This is a genomic window from Streptomyces sp. NBC_01296, assembly GCF_035984415.1.
Taxonomy (GTDB): Bacteria; Actinomycetota; Actinomycetes; order Streptomycetales; family Streptomycetaceae; genus Streptomyces.
The window spans coordinates 5,759,262-5,776,474 of sequence record NZ_CP130720.1; the positions used below are offsets into that span (position 1 = coordinate 5,759,262).

General features: G+C 72.2%; 17 protein-coding genes. 11 read left to right on the top strand and 6 right to left on the bottom strand.

The window, feature by feature from the left end; translation table 11 throughout:
• Positions 1 to 25: 25 nt before the first annotated feature.
• The 6 genes from OG299_RS26155 to OG299_RS26180 all read left to right on the top strand — a co-directional run bounded on the left by OG299_RS26155 (position 26) and on the right by OG299_RS26180 (position 4,984).
• Positions 26 to 1,162, top strand: coding sequence for a carbohydrate kinase family protein (locus OG299_RS26155; protein ID WP_266629370.1), 1,137 nt, complete (start codon positions 26 to 28; stop codon positions 1,160 to 1,162).
• A gap of 154 nt (positions 1,163 to 1,316) precedes the next feature.
• Complete coding sequence (locus OG299_RS26160; protein ID WP_266629372.1) at positions 1,317 to 2,363, top strand: PhoH family protein; 1,047 nt, start codon at positions 1,317 to 1,319, stop codon at positions 2,361 to 2,363.
• Positions 2,364 to 2,376: 13 nt separating this feature from the next.
• Positions 2,377 to 2,874, top strand: coding sequence for an rRNA maturation RNase YbeY (gene ybeY / locus OG299_RS26165; RefSeq protein ID WP_327362801.1), 498 nt, complete (start codon positions 2,377 to 2,379; stop codon positions 2,872 to 2,874).
• Positions 2,871 to 4,175 (top strand): hemolysin family protein, encoded by a 1,305-nt coding sequence (locus OG299_RS26170; RefSeq protein ID WP_266629376.1) that lies wholly within the window; start codon positions 2,871 to 2,873, stop codon positions 4,173 to 4,175. The genes ybeY and OG299_RS26170 overlap by 4 nt, the downstream gene beginning before the upstream one ends.
• Positions 4,172 to 4,525, top strand: a complete 354-nt coding sequence (locus OG299_RS26175; RefSeq protein WP_266629378.1) for an MmcQ/YjbR family DNA-binding protein — start codon at positions 4,172 to 4,174, stop codon at positions 4,523 to 4,525. The genes OG299_RS26170 and OG299_RS26175 overlap by 4 nt, the downstream gene beginning before the upstream one ends.
• Before the next feature lie 102 nt (positions 4,526 to 4,627).
• Positions 4,628 to 4,984, top strand: coding sequence for a cytidine deaminase-like protein (locus OG299_RS26180; protein WP_327362802.1), 357 nt, complete (start codon positions 4,628 to 4,630; stop codon positions 4,982 to 4,984).
• A gap of 18 nt (positions 4,985 to 5,002) precedes the next feature.
• On the opposite strand, the gene OG299_RS26185 is transcribed toward OG299_RS26180, so the two are convergent.
• Positions 5,003 to 5,659 (bottom strand): class I SAM-dependent methyltransferase, encoded by a 657-nt coding sequence (locus tag OG299_RS26185; RefSeq protein ID WP_327362804.1) that lies wholly within the window; start codon positions 5,657 to 5,659, stop codon positions 5,003 to 5,005.
• Entirely contained in the window at positions 5,656 to 6,957 is a 1,302-nt protein-coding gene (locus OG299_RS26190; protein WP_327362805.1) for an MFS transporter, read from the bottom strand. The genes OG299_RS26185 and OG299_RS26190 overlap by 4 nt, the downstream gene beginning before the upstream one ends.
• A 71-nt stretch (positions 6,958 to 7,028) precedes the next feature.
• Between OG299_RS26190 and OG299_RS26195 the strand changes: the two genes are divergently transcribed.
• The 3 genes from OG299_RS26195 to era all read left to right on the top strand — a co-directional run bounded on the left by OG299_RS26195 (position 7,029) and on the right by era (position 10,701).
• Complete coding sequence (locus OG299_RS26195; protein ID WP_327362806.1) at positions 7,029 to 8,021, top strand: GlxA family transcriptional regulator; 993 nt, start codon at positions 7,029 to 7,031, stop codon at positions 8,019 to 8,021.
• A gap of 142 nt (positions 8,022 to 8,163) precedes the next feature.
• Positions 8,164 to 9,441 (top strand): WxL domain-containing protein, encoded by a 1,278-nt coding sequence (locus OG299_RS26200; protein ID WP_327364596.1) that lies wholly within the window; start codon positions 8,164 to 8,166, stop codon positions 9,439 to 9,441.
• Positions 9,442 to 9,750: 309 nt separating this feature from the next.
• Entirely contained in the window at positions 9,751 to 10,701 is a 951-nt protein-coding gene (era, locus tag OG299_RS26205) for a GTPase Era (protein ID WP_266629388.1), read from the top strand.
• A gap of 91 nt (positions 10,702 to 10,792) precedes the next feature.
• On the opposite strand, the gene OG299_RS26210 is transcribed toward era, so the two are convergent.
• The 3 genes from OG299_RS26210 to OG299_RS26220 all read right to left on the bottom strand — a co-directional run bounded on the left by OG299_RS26210 (position 10,793) and on the right by OG299_RS26220 (position 12,982).
• Positions 10,793 to 11,464: a class I SAM-dependent methyltransferase gene (locus tag OG299_RS26210; RefSeq protein ID WP_327362807.1), complete on the bottom strand. Its 672-nt coding sequence runs from the start codon at positions 11,462 to 11,464 to the stop codon at positions 10,793 to 10,795.
• A 155-nt stretch (positions 11,465 to 11,619) separates the two neighbouring features.
• A complete protein-coding gene (locus OG299_RS26215) occupies positions 11,620 to 11,889 on the bottom strand; it encodes a protealysin inhibitor emfourin (RefSeq protein WP_266629392.1) in 270 nt (89 codons plus the stop codon).
• 28 nt (positions 11,890 to 11,917) lie between these two features.
• Positions 11,918 to 12,982, bottom strand: a complete 1,065-nt coding sequence (locus OG299_RS26220; protein WP_327362808.1) for a M4 family metallopeptidase — start codon at positions 12,980 to 12,982, stop codon at positions 11,918 to 11,920.
• A 365-nt stretch (positions 12,983 to 13,347) separates the two neighbouring features.
• On the opposite strand from OG299_RS26220, the gene leuA reads away from it, so the two are divergent.
• Positions 13,348 to 15,111, top strand: a complete 1,764-nt coding sequence (gene leuA / locus OG299_RS26225; protein WP_266629394.1) for a 2-isopropylmalate synthase — start codon at positions 13,348 to 13,350, stop codon at positions 15,109 to 15,111.
• A 60-nt stretch (positions 15,112 to 15,171) separates the two neighbouring features.
• Here leuA and OG299_RS26230 read toward each other — a convergent pair whose 3' ends face one another.
• Positions 15,172 to 15,930 (bottom strand): SDR family NAD(P)-dependent oxidoreductase, encoded by a 759-nt coding sequence (locus OG299_RS26230; RefSeq protein WP_266629395.1) that lies wholly within the window; start codon positions 15,928 to 15,930, stop codon positions 15,172 to 15,174.
• 203 nt (positions 15,931 to 16,133) lie between these two features.
• Between OG299_RS26230 and OG299_RS26235 the strand changes: the two genes are divergently transcribed.
• Positions 16,134 to 16,829 carry a TerB family tellurite resistance protein gene (locus OG299_RS26235; protein ID WP_327362809.1) on the top strand — a complete coding sequence of 232 codons (696 nt, stop codon included), beginning with the start codon at positions 16,134 to 16,136 and terminating at the stop codon, positions 16,827 to 16,829.
• The last annotated feature ends 384 nt before the right edge of the window (positions 16,830 to 17,213 follow it).

Below are 17,213 nucleotides of genomic sequence, written 5' to 3' on the forward strand. Positions count from 1 at the left end.
TGGCAGCTTTCCACCGCATGCCCGCATGCAGAAACGACCCTTCGCATCAACCGGGGAGTACACCGTGACCAGTCGGGACAGCAGCACCAGTCTCACCCCGGCCGTGGACCCGCTCGGTCCGCTGCGGGACCCCCAGGAACCGTGGTGCGACGTGTTCCTGACCGGCACGGTCTTCCTCGACATCATTTTCACCGGCCTCGACTCGGCCCCGGTCCGCGGTACGGAGTCCTGGGCGCGCGGCATGGGCTCCAGCCCCGGGGGAGTGGCCAACATGGCCACCGCGCTGGCCCGGCTCGGCCTGCGGACCTCGCTGGCCGCGGCGTTCGGCGACGACCACTACGGCGAGTACTGCTGGGACGCGCTCGAGCAGGGCGAGGGCATCGACCTGTCGATGTCGCGGACCATCCCCGGCTGGCACAGCCCGGTCACGGTCTCGATGGCGTACGAGGGCGAGCGCACGATGGTCTCGCACGGCCACGAGGCCCCGCCCCCGGCGGCCCCCGGGCCGTTCCCGCAGTGCCCGCCGCGCACCCGGGCGGCCGTGGCCTCGCTGGGCCCGGGGCGGACGGACCCGTGGATCGCGGAGGCGGCGCGGCGCGGATCGCGGATCTTCGCGGACGTGGGGTGGGACGAGAGCGGGCGCTGGGACCTGGGGGACCTGCCGGACCTGGAGCACTGCGAGGCCTTCCTGCCGAACGCGGGGGAGGCCATGCGGTACACGCGGACCGACTGTCCGAGGGCGGCGGCGCGGGCGCTGGCGCAGAAGGTGCCGCTCGCGGTGGTGACGATGGGCCCGGAAGGCGCGTACGCGGTGGACGGGCGGACCGCCGAGGAGGCGGAGGTCCCCGGGATCACGGTGGACGCGCTGGACCCGACGGGGGCGGGGGACGTCTTCGTCGCGGGCTTCGTCACCGGAGCCCTGGCGGGGTGGCCGCTGGCGGACCGGCTGGCCTTCGCGGGCCTGACGGCGGCCCTGTCGGTCCAGGAGTTCGGCGGCTCGCTGTCGGCCCCGGGCTGGCCGGAGGTGGCCCACTGGTGGCGCGCGGCCCCCGAGGCCCTGCGGCCGCGCTACGGCTTCCTGGACGCGCTGGTCCCGCCGGGCACCGAGCCGGCCTCCCGCCGCAGAGCCGTCCCGACCATCGGCTTCCGCCACTCGGTGTAGGCGGTGTCCGGCGGGCGGGGCTTCGGGAGGGGCTGCGAGGGCGCCGGAAAACCCCTCGGGGATGGCGCGGCGGAGTCGTACCCTTGGTACTCCGGAGGTCGTCGATCGGCGAGGCCCCTCAGCGGGAGGTATGTGCAGGCCACAGTGCCGGCCCATGACTCAGACACCCACAGCCCAGACACCGGCGCCGGGGCAGGCGCGAGCCCACTTCACCGTTCCGGCCAGGCACCCTATGGTTGCGGTGCTCGGCTCTGGTGACGCCCTGTTGCGCGTGATCGAGAAGGCCTTCCCGAAGGCCGACATCCATGTTCGGGGCAATCAGGTCAGCGCGGTCGGCGATGCGACGGAAGTCGCCCTGATCCAGCGCCTGTTCGACGAGATGATGCTGGTGCTCCGCACCGGGCAGCCGATGACGGAGGACGCAGTGGAACGCTCGATCGCCATGCTCAAGGCGAGCGGCAACGGCAACGGCCCGGACGAGACGCCCGCAGAGGTGCTCACGCAGAACATCCTCTCCAGCCGAGGCCGCACCATCCGGCCCAAGACCCTCAACCAGAAGCGGTACGTCGACGCGATCGACAAGAACACGATCGTGTTCGGCATCGGCCCCGCCGGTACCGGCAAGACCTACCTCGCCATGGCCAAGGCGGTCCAGGCCCTGCAGTCCAAGCAGGTCAGCCGGATCATCCTGACCCGCCCCGCCGTCGAGGCCGGAGAGCGGCTCGGCTTCCTGCCCGGCACGCTCTTCGACAAGATCGACCCGTACCTGCGCCCGCTGTACGACGCGCTGCACGACATGATCGACCCGGACTCGATCCCGCGGCTCATGGCCGCCGGGACCATCGAGGTGGCCCCGCTGGCGTACATGCGCGGCCGCACGCTCAACGAGGCGTTCGTCGTCCTCGACGAGGCGCAGAACACGAGCCCGGAACAGATGAAGATGTTCCTGACCCGGCTCGGCTTCGATTCGAAGATCGTCATCACCGGTGACGTCACGCAGGTCGACCTTCCCGGCGGCACCAAGTCGGGCCTGCGCCAGGTCCAGACGATCCTCGAAGGGGTTCCCGACATCCACTTCTCGCGGCTCACGTCCGAGGATGTCGTCCGGCACAAGCTGGTCGGCCGTATCGTCGATGCGTACGAGAAGTACGACGACAGCCAGGACGCCCAGCAGTCCCGGAACGGCTACCAGCGGAAGTAGAACCCAGCGCACCATGTCGATCGACGTCAACAACGAGTCCGGAACCGAGGTCGACGAGCGGGCGATCCTCGACATCGCCCGCTACGCACTCACCCGGATGCGGATCCACCCGCTGTCCGAGCTCTCCGTCATCGTCATCGACGAGGACGCAATGGAGCAGCTCCACATCCAGTGGATGGACCTGCCCGGACCCACCGACGTCATGTCCTTCCCGATGGACGAGCTCCGTCCGCCGACGAAGGACGACGAGGAGCCCCCGCAGGGGCTCCTCGGTGACATCGTGCTCTGCCCCGAGGTGGCGAAGAAGCAGGGCGAGGACGCCCCGACGCAGCACTCCATGGACGAGGAGCTCCAGCTCCTGACCGTCCACGGGGTGCTGCACCTGCTCGGGTACGACCACGAGGAGCCGGACGAGAAGGCCGAGATGTTCGGCCTCCAGGCGGCCATCGTCGACGGCTGGCGCGGTGAGCGCGGCATGACCGGTCCGTCCCCGGCCCCGACCGTCTCGTGACCGCCCCGCAGCTGATCACCGGCGCGGTGCTGCTGGTGGTGGTGGCCTGGTTCGCGGCGTGCGCCGAGTCCGGGATCGCCCGGATCTCGAGCTTCCGCGCCGAGCAGGCCGTACGGGAGGGCCGGCGCGGCAGCGCGAAGCTCGCGCAGGTCGCCGCCGACCCGACCCGCTACCTCAACGTGGCGCTGCTCGTGCGGGTCACCTGCGAGATGGCGGCCGGCGTGCTCGTCACGTACGTCTGCCTCGACGAGTTCGGCGACAACTGGAAGGCGCTGCTCATCGCGATCGCGGTGATGGTGCTCGTGTCCTTCGTGGCCGTCGGCGTCTCCCCGCGCACCATCGGCCGCCAGCACCCCCTCAACACGGCGACGGCGGCCTCGTACGTCCTGGTCCCGCTCGCCCGCGTCATGGGGCCCATCCCGCAGCTGCTGATCCTCATCGGCAACGCGCTCACGCCCGGAAAGGGCTTCCGCAAGGGGCCGTTCGCCTCCGAGGCCGAGCTGCGCGCGATGGTCGACCTCGCGGAGAAGGAGTCGCTGATCGAGGACGAGGAGCGCCGGATGGTGCACCAGGTCTTCGAGCTCGGCGACACCCTCGTGCGCGAGGTGATGGTGCCGCGCACCGACCTGGTCTGCATCGAGCGGTACAAGACGGTCCGTCAGGCGACGACGCTGGCGCTGCGGTCGGGCTTCTCGCGCATCCCGGTGACCGGGGAGAACGAGGACGACATCGTCGGCATCGTGTACCTGAAGGACCTGGTCCGCAAGACGCACATCAGCCGTGAGGCGGAGGCCGACCTGGTCACGACGGCGATGCGGCCGGCGGTGTTCGTCCCGGACACCAAGAACGCGGGCGATCTGCTGCGGGAGATGCAGCAGGTGCGCAACCACGTGGCCGTGGTCATCGACGAGTACGGCGGCACGGCGGGCATCGTCACCATCGAGGACATCCTCGAGGAGATCGTCGGCGAGATCACCGACGAGTACGACCGCGAACTCGCGCCCGTCGAGGACCTGGGCGAGGACCGCTACCGGGTGACGGCGCGGCTCGACATCACCGACCTCGGTGAGCTGTTCAAGGTCGAGGACTACGACGACGAGGACGTGGAGACGGTCGGCGGGCTGCTGGCGAAGGCGCTCGGCCGGGTGCCGATCGCGGGCGCCTCGGCGCTCGTGGAACTGCCGGACGGGCGGCCGCTGCGGCTGACGGCCGAGTCCCCGGCGGGCCGGCGGAACAAGATCGTGACGGTACTGGTGGAGCCGCTGGCCCCGGCGGCGGGCGAGGGCGAGGAGGGCGAATGACGCCGGCGGAGCTGCGCGCGTTCTGTCTGGGTTTCAACGCGGCGGTGGAGGAGTTCCCCTTCACGCCCGAGACCTCGGTGTTCAAGGTGCTGGGGAAGATGTTCGCGCTGACCGCGCTGGACGGCGACCCGCTGAAGGTCAACCTCAAGTGCGAACCGGAGCTGGCGGTGCGGCTGCGGGCGGAGCACGAGGCGATCGTGCCGGGCTGGCACATGAACAAGCGGCACTGGAACACGGTGACGGTCGGCGCTCTGCCCGAGGCGCTGGTGCGGGAGCTGATCGAGGACTCGTACGACCTGGTGGTCGCGGGCCTGCCGAGGGCGGAGCGGCTGCGGCTCGACCGACCGTGAGGGCGGATCCCGCGGGGACGCGGGGACGCGGGGGCGGCATGGGGAGTGTCAGGGCAGGGGCGGTTGTGCGGCCCCGCCGAGACGCTCCCTATGCTTTCGTCCATGACCGACACCACCGGGACCAACCCCGAGGACAGCAAGATCATCACGCTGGCGCGCAGCGCCCGGGCCCGCAACGGGGTGCCCGAGGGTGCGGCGGTGCGGGACGAGACGGGCCGTACGTACGTCGCCGGGACGGTGGAGCTCGAGTCCCTGAAGCTGAGCGCGCTGCAGACGGCGGTCGCGATGGCGGTGGCGAGCGGGGCCGAGTCCCTGGAGGCAGCGGCCGTGGTCAGCTCGGCGGATGTGGTGGCCGACGCCGACCGCGCGGCGGTCCGCGACCTCGGCGGCCCGGACACCCCGGTCCTGCTGGCCGGCCCGGACGGCACCCTCAAGTCCGCCACCCCGGCAGGCGCCTGACCCGGCGGGGCCTGCCGGTCAGACTGCGCGCCAGACCAGGGTGTAGCGCCAGAACAGCCTCCGGCGCAGCCGCGCGCCCGGCAGTACGGCCCCGGCCTCGCGGACGACGGCCCGGAAGCCCATGCCCGCCGGGCGGGTCGGTGCGGTCATGGACGGCGGCCGGGGAGCCGTACGCCCCTTGTTCTTGATCCAGCCCAGTGCGGCGTTGAGCGGGATCGCGGCCGCGCCGAGCAGGTGGTCGCCCGGGGTCTGGGCCTGCGCGAGACCGACGACGACCAGGGTTCCGCCCGGTGCCAGGTGGCGGCGGAAGAGCCGCAGGGCCTCGCCGAACGGCAGGTGGTGGATCGTGGCGAGACAGGTGATGACGTCGTACGGCCCCGGCGGGGGCTCCGTCAGCGCGTCCCCCACGGAGAACGCCACCGGGGCGTCCTGCGCGGTCAGCTGTCGGGCCCGGGCGACGATCGCCGCATCGGCGTCGACGGCGTCCACCGCCCCGGCCCGGCCGGCCAGGAGCCGGGCCAGGTCCCCGCTGCCCGAGCCCACGTCGAGCGCCCTGTCGAACCGCCCGGGCAGCTGCCGCAGTATCCAACGGTGGTAGTGGGCGTTGTGGTCCCACGGGTGAGCTTCGTTGAACCGGCCGATCGCCTCGAAGGCGCGCTGCGTCAGTGTCGTCACGCAGTGAGTGGATCATGGGCGCGGCGGCGGATCACCATGGCCATCAGCGCGGCCATCGCGCACAGCGCGCCCGAGGCGTACCAGACCAGGTCGTACGAGCCGAAGGCGTCGCGGGCCAGGCCGCCCAGGAAGGCCACCAACGCCGCGCCCACCTGGTGCGAGGCCAGGACCCAGCCGAAGACGATCGCGCTGTCCTCGCCGTAGTGCTCGCGGCACAGCGCGATGGTCGGCGGGACGGTCGCGACCCAGTCCAGCCCGTAGAAGACGATGAAGAAGACCATCGGCGGGTGCACGGACGGCGCCAGCAGCATCGGCAGGAACAGCAGCGAGATCCCGCGCAGGGCGTAGTACACCGCCAGCAGGCGGCGCGCCTCGAAGCGGTCCGTGAACCAGCCGGAGGCGACGGTGCCGATCACGTCGAAGACGCCGACCACCGCGAGCAGTCCCGCGGCCGCCGTCACCGGCATGCCGTGATCGTGGGCCGCCGGTACGAAGTGGGTCTTGACCAGCCCGTTCGTCGAGGCCCCGCAGATCGCGAAGGTGCCCGCCAGCAGCCAGAACGGGCCGGTGCGGGCCGCCTTGAACAGCACCGCCACCGTCCGCCGCGCCGCGCCCGTCACCGGGGCGGGTCGCTGCGCGTACGTGCCCCCGTACGGCGCGAGTCCCATGTCCGCCGGGTGGTCGCGCAGCAGCAGCCACACGAACGGGACGACGGCCAGGGCCGCCAGTGAGACCGTCACCGCCGCCGGACGCCAGCCGTGGTGCTCCACCAGCCAGGACAGCAGCGGCAGGAAGATCAGCTGACCGGAGGCCCCGGCCGCGGTCAGGATGCCGGTGACGAGCCCGCGCCGGGCGGTGAACCAGCGGTTGGTCACGGTCGCCGCGAAGGCCAGGGCCATGGAGCCGCTGCCCAGGCCCACCAGCACGCCCCAGAACAGCACCAGCTGCCAGGACGCCGTCATCCACAAGGTGGCGACGGTGCCGCCGGATATGACCAGCAGGGCCAGGGCCACCACCTTGCGGATGCCGAAGCGGTCCATCAGGGCGGCGGCGAAGGGTGCGGTGAGTCCGTACAGCGCGAGGTTCACCGAGACGGCGAAGCCGATCGTGCCGCGCGACCAGTCGAACTCCTCGTGCAGCGGCTCGATGAGCAGTCCGGGCAGGGAGGCGAAGGCGGCGGCGCCGATGATCGTCACGAAGGCGACGGCCGCGACGAACCAGGCGCGGTGGATGCGTCCGGGGGCGGTCGGGGCCGGGCCGGTGGGGGCGGGGGCGGGGTTGGGGGCTGTCTGCGTCACGCAGAAAGCTTCCGGCCTGCAGGGCCCCGTACGACAGTGGCCTGACTGACACCCTTCGATATGATTGGGCCATGGCCCCTCACCGTGTCGTCGTCCTCGCGCTCACCGGGCTGCTGCCCTTCGAGCTGGGCATCCCGCACCGGATCTTCGGCCGCGCCAAGGGTCCTGCCGGGCAGCCGCTGTACGAGATCCTCACCTGCGCCCTCGCCCCCGGGCCGGTGCGCACCGACGCCGATTTCGCGGTCCAGGTCGAGCACGGCCCCGAGCTGCTGGCCACGGCCGACACCGTGGTGGTGCCCGCCTCGTACGAGCTGGGGCCGGTGTACGAGGAGGGCAGGCTGAGCGACGAGCTCGCCGCGGCGCTCGGGCACATCCGGCCCGGCACGCGGCTCGTCTCCATCTGCACGGGCGGGTACGTCCTGGCCGCGGCCGGATTCCTGGACGGCCGCCCCGCCACCACGCACTGGGCCCACGCCGAGCACTTCCAGCGGCTCTTCCCGGCCGTACGGGTGGACGCCGGCGTGCTCTACACCGACGACGGGGACGTGCTGACCTCGGCCGGGGTCGCCGCCGGCATCGACCTGTGCCTGCACATCGTGCGCCGCGACCACGGCGCGGCCGTCGCGAACGACGTGGCCCGGCGGACCGTCGTACCGCCCCACCGGGACGGCGGGCAGGCCCAGTTCATCGACCGCCCGGTGCCGCAGCCGCAGCAGGCCAGCACCGCGGCCGCCCGCGCGTGGGTGCTGGACCGGCTGCACGAGCCGGTGCGGCTGGTCGACCTGGCCCGCCAGGAGGCCATGTCGGTACGGACGTTCACGCGCCGGTTCCGGGAGGAGTCCGGGGTCAGCCCCGGCGAGTGGATCGTCGGCCAGCGGGTGGAACGGGCCCGGTGGCTGCTGGAGCGGACGGATCTGCCGATGGAACAGGTCGCGCGGGAGACCGGGTTCGGGACGGCGCAGTCGCTGCGCAAGCACGTGCAGGCGGCGCTGGGGGTGAGCCCGACGGCGTACCGGCGCACGTTCCGCGCGGCCGGTGGGCAGGGGGAGCCTGCCATCTCCTGATGGGCCATCAGTTGATGCCGGGTCCGTGCATTGACTTCTCCCGCCGCCCGCTCGTGAATGGCCCCCTGTCGGCGCGAGGGAACCCAGGGGGCGGGCCGTGCGAACACGGGCGGGCAGCAGGAGATGGTCGGTGGCCGTCGGCATGGCGGTGCTCGCGGCCACGGCCGGGGGTGCACTGAGCGCGCCTGCCGCGGCGGAAGGGGAGACGCCGTCCGGGCAGGTGGAGTTCCCGACGCACTGCCTGCCGCCGCAGGAGGCCGGACTCCCGCCCGCCGACGGGCCGACCACGGCCCGGATCACCGTCGACGACCCGGCGCCGAAGGTCGGCGACACGGTCACCGTGACGTACCAGGTGGCCCGGACGCCCGCCGTGAACCCGCTCGGCGCCGAACTCCCGGCCGATGTGCTGACCCCGACCGGGCGGATCCTGCTGGGGGGTGCGCAGAGCGGTGAGGTCACCGTCGTGGGGGCGAAGCGGAACGATCCTGTCCAGGCGGGTGCAGGCCTGCCCGCCGTCACCATGACCGGCACGTTCACCGTCACCGCGCCCGGCGGGATCACCCTGGCCCCGGGCGGCTACATGCTGCACACCGGCCACCTGCTGGACCTGGACACCGCCTGCGCCGTCACCGGTGCGCCGGTGTCCGAACGGCTCACCGCGACCCCGCTGCCCCGGGCCAACCTGCGGTCGGTCGCGCTGGGCACGGCCTACGGGAAGCCGGGAGCCAAGGTCAAGGTCACCGGCGTCGGCTTCGCCCCGGGCGCGGCCGTGACGGTGACCGGCCGGGCGGGCGCCGCCGAGACCGTGGACCGGGTGGCCGTCACGGCGGACGAGCGGGGCGAGGTCCTGGCGGAGCTTGCGGTCACGGACAGGGCGACGACGGCGGTGGTCGCGTACGAGGGCACGGCGTGGTCGGCGCAGGAGGGCTCGGGGCCGACGGCGTACACGGTGCTCGCGGCTGCGCCTGCGGGCGCGCAGAAGGTGACGGCGGTGGTCGAGCCCGGCGCGCTGTCGATGACCCAGGCGGGCGCGTCGATCGCGCTGGGTGCGGTCCCGTACGGGGAAGGCGGCGCGGCCCCCGGCCGGATCGGCACGGTCACGGTCAAGGACGCGCGGGGCGGACCGGCGGGGTGGACGCTGACCGGCAAGGTCACGGACTTCACCGGCCCGGGCGGGGCCGTGATCCCGGGGGCCTCGCTGAGCTGGACCCCGTCGTGCACGGCCGCGGAGGGCAGCCCGAGCCGGTGCGTGGCGGGCAGGGCGGGGGTGGTCGGGCCGGAGGGCGCGGTGCTCGCGTCCGCGCCGGACGCGGAGCCGGTCGGCGGGACGTTCACGATCGACGCGACGGTCGCCCTGACGCTCCCCCCGTACACCCCGCCGGGCGCGTACCGGGCGGTCCTGACCCTGACCTTCTCGTGAGCCGCCCCGCTCCGCGGGTCCCGCTCCGCAGGTCCCGCTGCGCGGGGCCTTCTCCCCGCCGGGCTGCTGCCCGGCCAGGAAGTCCGGCTGAGCACGAGGTGGGAGCACCCGCCCGCCGTCGAACGGGCCGAGGTCACGGTGCGCGCCGAGGCCGCGGGAGCCGCGCCCGGGCCGCCACGTCCTACTCCGCCCGGCCCCCGCCGACGGCCGTCCTCGCGGGCGCCCCGGCCCCCGCCGGCGGCCGTCCTCGCGGGCGCCCCGGCCCTCGTCGCGGCAGCCTGGTCGGCGCTGGGACCCGCATCGGGGAGAATGGCCCGTATGAGCGATCGTTCCCCCGAGTCCACCAGCCCGCACCGTGCGGGCTTCGCCTGCTTCGTCGGCCGCCCCAACGCGGGGAAGTCGACCCTGACCAACGCACTCGTGGGCACCAAGGTCGCGATCACCTCCAACCGGCCGCAGACCACCCGCCACACCGTCCGCGGCATCGTGCACCGCCCCGACGCCCAGCTCGTACTGGTCGACACGCCCGGTCTGCACAAGCCGCGGACCCTCCTCGGCGAGCGGCTGAACGACGTCGTACGGACCACCTGGGCCGAGGTCGACGTCATCGGCTTCTGCCTGCCCGCCGACCAGAAGCTCGGCCCCGGCGACAAGTTCATCGCGAAGGAGCTCGCGGGGATCAAGAAGACCCCCAAGATCGCCATCATCACGAAGACCGACCTCGTCGAGTCCAAGCAGCTGGCCGAGCAGCTCCTCGCCGTCCACCAGCTCAGCGCGGAGCTCGGCTTCGAGTGGGCCGAGATCGTCCCCGTCTCGGCGGTCGGCGACACCCAGGTCCAGCTGCTGGCCGACCTGATCGCGCCGCTGCTGCCCGAGAGCCCGCCGCTGTACCCGGAGGGCGACCTCACCGACGAGCCCGAGATGGTGATGGTCGCGGAGCTGATCCGGGAGGCCGCGCTGGAGGGCGTACGGGACGAGCTCCCGCACTCCATCGCCGTGGTCGTCGAGGAGATGATCCCGCGGGAGAACCGCCCGGCGGACCGCCCGCTGCTGGACATCCACGCGAACGTCTACATCGAGCGGCCGAGCCAGAAGGGCATCATCATCGGCCCGAAGGGCTCCCGGCTGAAGGAGGTCGGGATGAAGTCGCGCAAGCACATCGAGGCGCTGCTCGGCACCCCGGTCTTCCTCGACCTGCACGTGAAGGTCGCGAAGGACTGGCAGCGCGACCCCAAGCAGCTGCGCAAGCTCGGCTTCTGATCCTCTTCACGCGCTCCGTCCGGCGGTAGCCGGGGGAGACCTCGTCCGGCGGCTCGGCCCGGCACCCCGGCAGGGGGCCGGGCCGGCCCGTTTACGCGGGCCGGCGCAGCCGCACCACGTTGTCCGTGCGGGTCCCGGGCGTGCCGTCGGGCTGGTTCTGGATCCGTTCGGTCTCCTCGGCCCGCAGGACCTCCCAGCCCGCCGTGACCGGCTCCAGCTGCGCGAGGACCTCCTGCGGCGTCGGGAAGTGGGCCTCCTCGCGGTCCTCCTGCCACGGCGCCCAGCCCGCGTGCCCGACGACCAGCAGGGTGCCGCCGGGGGCCACGGCCGCGGCGGCGCTGCGCAGGACGCGGTCGCGGGGGAAGTCCCCGTAGTTGTGCAGGAAGCAGGCCGAGACGAGGTCGAACTCCCCCTCCGGGAACGACTCGGTCAGGTCGTGCCGCGCCCAGGTGGCGCGGTCCGCGACCCCGGCGTCCGCCGCGTGCTCGGCGGCCCGGCCGAGGGCGACCCCGGAGATGTCGGTCCCGGTGACGGCCCATCCGCGGCGGGCCAGCCAGACGGCGTCGGCGCCCTCCCCGCAGCCCAGGTCCAGGGCCCGCCCGGGGGCGAGCCCGGACACCTCGTGCACCAGCATGGCGTTGGCCTCGCCGCTCCAGATGCGGTCGCTCTCGCCGTAGCGGCCGTCCCAGAACTCCTCGCCCGCCGAGGCCCCGGCTGCGGGGGAGTGGTGGGGGTGCGTGTGCGCGTGCGCGTGCTCGGTCATGGCTTCCTCTTCCGGTACGGGTGCCGATGCGACCGATGCTGCGCCCGCCCACGCCCGCCGGGCAAACCTTGTTGCCGATCCGGCAAACCGGGCGGGGCGCCCGTGACGGCCGGGGGCTGGTTTCGGCCATCCGTCCGAAGGCGAAGGCGCCCGGCTCAGGCGCCTTCCTTCAGCAGCCGGGAGATCAGCGTCCGCTGCGCCTCCGACAGGTTCGGCTCCTGGCAGGAGACCGTCCGTCCGTCGACGGTGATCCGGTACGAGAACCCGTCCCGGATCCGGTCCGACCCGGGCGCGGCCGGGACGGGCCGCAGCGCCAGCTGGGCCAGGGCCCGCCATTCGTCCTCGTCGGGCCGGCCCGAGGTGTCCACCTCGGCCCGGCGCTCGATGCCCGCGAAGCCGCCCGTCCGCACCACCAGAATCCGCATGCCCGCCTTTCTACCCCGCGAGGGCCGGCTAGCCGAGCCCGACCGTCGACCACGCCTTCTGCAGCGCCTGGTGCTCCGCGCCGCCGTCCCCGTACCGGGCCACCGCGGCGGCCACCGACAGCCGGGCGAAGTCCTTGAAGTCCGCGTCCGAGGCCAGCTCGCCGCCCGTCAGCGTGTCGTACCAGATCCGCCCGGCCCGCTCCCACGCCTTGCCGCCGAGTTCGGTGGCCACGAGGTAGAACGCGTGGTTCGGGATCCCGGAGTTGATGTGCACCCCGCCGTTGTCCCGCGCGGTGTCCACGTAGTCGTCCATCGTCGCCGGCTGCGGGTCCTTGCCGAGCTCGTCGTCGTCGTACGCCGTGCCCGGCGCCTTCATCGAGCGCAGCGCGACCCCGCCGACGTTCGGGCCGAGCAGTCCGGCGCCGATCAGCCAGTCCGCGTCCTCGGCCGTCTGGTCGAGGCAGTACTGCTTGATCAGCGAGCCGAAGACGTCGGACATCGACTCGTTCAGCGCGCCCGACTGGCCGTGGTACTCCAGGTTCGCCGTGTACTGGGTGACCCCGTGCGTGAGTTCGTGGCCGATGACGTCCACCGACACGGTGAAGTCGAGGAAGAGGTCCCCGTCCCCGTCGCCGAAGACCATCTGCTGCCCGTCCCAGAAGGCGTTGTTGTAGTCCACGCCGTAATGGACGCTCGCGTCCAGCGCCAGCCCGGAATCGTCGATCGAGTGTCGGCCGAAGCCCTTCAGGAACAGCTCGTACGTGGCGCCGAGCCCCGCGTACGCGCGGTTGACGGTGGCGTCCTTGGACGCCGCGTCGCCCTCGCCGCGCACCTTCTTCCCGGGCAGCCGGGTGCGGTGCTGGGTGTCGTAGATCGTCCGGCGGGGCTCGTCGGAGACGGGCGTCCCCAGCGCAGGAGCGATCCCGCGGACGGTGGTGACCCGGCGCCGGGTGCGCAGGAGGGAGTCCTGCTCGAGGGTGCGCTGGGCGGCGTCGGCGCGCCGGGTGTCCTCGGACTGGGCGATCTTGTCGAGCAGGTGGGGCGGGACCACCGTGCAGAAGACGGGGTGGCGGTGAGCGTGGGAGGCATCCATCCCGGCAATGTGGCAGCGGGTCATCGCGGTGTCACTACCTGCAACCATGATTCATTCAGTTGTCTGAAAGCCGTCGCGCCGCGTTGACGGTTCGACCGGACCTGTAGCGGAGGAACGAGACGGACCCCACATTCGGTATAAATCGGACACCGGGGTCTTGCATACTGAAACAGGCCCTCGCGTTACGGGGCGCCTCGGTTAGGCTCGGCCCATCATGCGTTTCGGGCTGCTTCTCCTTAGCTGCCGCGGCGAGGGCCTGTAGTCGTAGGCCGACCCCCTCCCCGCGGAGTTTGGTGTTGCGGTTCTTACGACCGCCGTCGGCCGTCCCAGCGAACTACACGCGGACACGCGAGGAGCCCAACGCCATGAGCCAGCAGCCTTTTGTCGGTCGCCCCACGCCCATCACGAACGCGACCCACACCCAGAAGACCTCCGGGATGCCGATCCACAAGTACGGCCGGTACGAGCAGGTCGACATCGCGGACCGCACCTGGCCGGACGCCCGCGTCACCGAGGCCCCCCGCTGGCTCTCCACCGACCTGCGCGACGGCAACCAGTCGCTGATCGACCCGATGACCCCCGCCCGCAAGCGCGAGATGTTCGACCTGCTGGTGCGCATGGGCTACAAGGAGATCGAGGTCGGCTTCCCGTCCTCCGGCGAGACCGACTTCGCCTTCGTACGCTCCATCATCGAAGAGGGCGCGATCCCGGACGACGTCACCATCTCCGTCCTGACCCAGGCCCGCGAGGACCTGATCGAGCGGACCGTCGAGTCGCTGATCGGCGCCAAGCGCGCCACCGTGCACCTGTACAACGCGACCGCGCCCACCTTCCGCCGGGTCGTCTTCCGCGGCTCCAAGGAGCAGATCAAGCAGATCGCCGTCGACGGCACCCGCCTGGTCATGGAGTACGCCGACAAGCTGCTGGGCCCGGAGACCACCTTCGGATACCAGTACAGCCCGGAGATCTTCACGGACACCGAGCTGGACTTCGCCCTGGAGGTCTGCGAGGCCGTCTGCGACGTGTGGCAGCCGTCCGAGGGCCGCGAGATCATCCTGAACCTGCCCGCCACCGTGGAGCGTTCGACGCCCTCCACCCACGCGGACCGCTTCGAGTGGATGGCCCGCAACCTGACCCGCCGCGAGCACATCTGCATCTCCGTGCACCCGCACAACGACCGCGGCACCGCCGTCGCCGCCGCCGAGCTGGCCCTGATGGCCGGCGCCGACCGCATCGAGGGCTGCCTGTTCGGGCAGGGCGAGCGCACCGGCAACGTCGACCTGATCACGCTGGGCATGAACCTGTTCTCCCAGGGCATCGACCCGCAGATCGACTTCTCGCAGATCGACGAGATCCGCCGCACCAGCGAGTACTGCAACCAGATGGAGGTCCACCCGCGCCACCCCTACGCGGGCGACCTGGTCTACACCGCCTTCTCCGGCTCCCACCAGGACGCCATCAAGAAGGGCTTCGACGCCATGGAGGCCGACGCGGCCGCCGCCGGCAAGACCGTCGACGACATCGAGTGGGCGGTCCCGTACCTGCCGATCGACCCGAAGGACGTCGGCCGCTCCTACGAGGCGGTCATCCGCGTCAACTCGCAGTCCGGCAAGGGCGGCATCGCGTACGTCCTGAAGAACGACCACAAGCTGGACCTGCCGCGCCGCATGCAGATCGAGTTCTCGCGGATCATCCAGGCCAAGACCGACGCCGAGGGCGGCGAGGTCACGCCGAAGGCGATCTGGGACGTGTTCGCCGACGAGTACCTGCCCAACCCCGAGAACCCGTGGGGCCGCATCCAGCTGCGCTCGGGCTCGACGGCCACCGACAAGGACGGTACGGACACACTGACCGTCGAGGCGGTCGTGGACGGCGTGGAAGCGGTCCTGACCGGCACCGGCAACGGCCCGATCTCGGCCTTCTTCGACGCCCTGGCCGGCATCGGCGTCGACGCCCGCCTGCTGGACTACACCGAGCACACGATGAGCGAGGGCGCCTCCGCCGTGGCCGCCTCGTACATCGAGTGCGTGATCGACGGCCGCGTCCTGTGGGGCATCGGCATCGACGCCAACACCACCCGCGCCTCCCTGAAGGCGGTCATCTCCGCCGTCAACCGCGCGGGCCGCTGACCGTTCGCACGTGAACCCCGCCCCTCCCTGCGGAGGGGCGGGGTTGCGTCGTTCCCGGATTCAGCGGGCCAGGTAGCCGCCGTCCACCGGCAGGATCGCGCCCGTCACGAACGAGGCCGCGTCGGAGGCCAGGAAGGCGATGACCCGGGCCACCTCCTCCGGCTCGCCGAGCCGGCCCATCGGATGGGCCGCGGAGACCTCCGCCAGGTACTCGGGGCCGCCCGGCTCGTCCTTGAGCGCCAGCACCCGCTCCGTACGGATGGTGCCGGGGGCCACCGCGTTGACCCGGATCCCGTGCGCCGCCCACTCCACCGCCAGGTGCTTGGTCAGCCCCGACGCCACGAACTTCGCCGGCCCGTACGCCGCCTGCCGGGCCTGCCCGGCCACCCCCGACACCGAGGACACGCAGACCAGCGCCCCGCCGGGGTCCGGCTGCGCCAGCATCGCCTCGATGGCGTACTTGCAGGTCAGGAACATCCCCCGACCGTCGATCGCCATGACCCGGTCCCAGTCGTCCGGGCCGGTCTCCCGTACATCCGAAAGAGGGAGCACTCCGGCGTTCGCCACGGCGACGTCGAGCCGTCCGTACGCCCCGAGCGCGGCCTCGACCATCGCGCGGTTGGCCTCCGGATCGGCGACGTCACCGGCCACGGTCGTGATGTCGTACCCCTCGGCGGCCAGTTCCGTACGCAGTTCCCCGACGCCGGGGCCATTGATGTCAGCCGCGGTCACGAGGGCGCCGGAGCGGGCCAGCAGCCGGGCGGTGGCCCGGCCGATCCCGCTCGCCGCGCCCGTGACCAGACAGGATTTGTTGTTCACGCGGGCGAGCGTAGGCAAAACGCGACGTCCGCGGGCGCAGCGGCAGGGATGCAGACCGGCCAACTGCGGGCGGCGGGACATGTTGTCTTGTCACACGACTGACGCATCCTCACCGATGTGGCTAACATCACGCCAACCCGGCGAAGCTGCCTGGGGTTCCCGCCCGTGCCCGCAGGGCCACGGGGGAGTGACGGAGGTGCGACGTGCTGCCAGTTCGGGGTGGGGACGGCCGGAAGCTGACGGTCTGGGGCATCCGTACCACCTGGAGCACCGTGGGCGACGGGGAGTTCTTCTGCCCCGACTGCGGTGGCGACCGCAACTACCGCAGGCGCACCGGGCGCCGCCGGTTCACGGTCCTCGGCGTCCCGCTGCTGCCGCGCGGAGCGGCCGGGCCCGTCATCGAGTGCCAGGGCTGCCGCGAGCGCTTCGAGACCGAGGTCCTCGACCACCTGACCACCACCCGCTTCTCGGCGCTCCTGCGCGACGCCGCGCACACCGTGACGCTCGCCGTCCTCGCGGCGGGCGGAACCGCCTCGCGCGGCGCTCTGGAGGCCGCCGTGTCGGCCGTACGGGCGGCGGGCTTCCAGGACTGCACGGAGGAGCAGCTGGAGTCCCTGGTGGAGGCGCTCGCCACCGACGAGGGCCGGCTCGGTCTGTACGACGGCCCCGAATGCTGCGGCGCCGCGCTGGCGATAGAGCTCCACGAGGCGCTGGAACCGCTGGCTCCGCACCTGGCCGCGCCCGGGCGCGAATCGATCCTGCTGCAGGGCGCCCGGATCGCCCTCGCGGACGGCCCGTACACCCCCGCCGAGCGCGAGGTGCTCGCCACGGTGGGCGCCGCGCTGCGAATGGCTTCCGACGACGTGACCCGGCTGCTGTCGGCGGTCCGGGCGCCGTGAACGTGACCGAAACGGCCTCGGTACGGCCTCGGAACGGCCTCGGAACGCCTTCGCCGGGGTAACGATCCGGCCTCGTGCGACTGAAACCGCCCCCCTTCACACGCTGCGTGAAGGGGGGATTCGTGCGTTCCGGCCCCGGCCGTCCGCCCATTGGACACCCGTACGGACCTGTGACCTGCACGGACGGGCTTCGAGGCCACCGGCTTTACGCCCTTGCGGAGACATCCGCCACTGGAGATACCTACAGATCTGACATCCCCAGGCGTCAACACTTTGTGGAAGTCCACGATATCTGTGAGCACCCCCACAGGCGTTCAATTCCGGTCACACGACGAGACGCCGCCAGTAACACAGCGGGGCTTCGATTCACGTGAACGCACTGAC

Coding starts and splice junctions, on each gene's coding strand:
- OG299_RS26200 (WP_327364596.1), top strand. CDS start 8,164: ATGGCGGTGCTCGCGGCCACGGCCGGGGGTGCACTGAGCGCGCCTGCC.
- ybeY (WP_327362801.1), top strand. CDS start 2,377: ATGTCGATCGACGTCAACAACGAGTCCGGAACCGAGGTCGACGAGCGG.
- OG299_RS26180 (WP_327362802.1), top strand. CDS start 4,628: ATGACCGACACCACCGGGACCAACCCCGAGGACAGCAAGATCATCACG.
- era (WP_266629388.1), top strand. CDS start 9,751: ATGGCCCGTATGAGCGATCGTTCCCCCGAGTCCACCAGCCCGCACCGT.
- OG299_RS26215 (WP_266629392.1), bottom strand. CDS start 11,889: ATGCGGATTCTGGTGGTGCGGACGGGCGGCTTCGCGGGCATCGAGCGC.
- leuA (WP_266629394.1), top strand. CDS start 13,348: ATGAGCCAGCAGCCTTTTGTCGGTCGCCCCACGCCCATCACGAACGCG.
- OG299_RS26220 (WP_327362808.1), bottom strand. CDS start 12,982: ATGGATGCCTCCCACGCTCACCGCCACCCCGTCTTCTGCACGGTGGTC.
- OG299_RS26195 (WP_327362806.1), top strand. CDS start 7,029: ATGGCCCCTCACCGTGTCGTCGTCCTCGCGCTCACCGGGCTGCTGCCC.
- OG299_RS26160 (WP_266629372.1), top strand. CDS start 1,317: ATGACTCAGACACCCACAGCCCAGACACCGGCGCCGGGGCAGGCGCGA.
- OG299_RS26210 (WP_327362807.1), bottom strand. CDS start 11,464: ATGACCGAGCACGCGCACGCGCACACGCACCCCCACCACTCCCCCGCA.
- OG299_RS26175 (WP_266629378.1), top strand. CDS start 4,172: ATGACGCCGGCGGAGCTGCGCGCGTTCTGTCTGGGTTTCAACGCGGCG.
- OG299_RS26155 (WP_266629370.1), top strand. CDS start 26: ATGCAGAAACGACCCTTCGCATCAACCGGGGAGTACACCGTGACCAGT.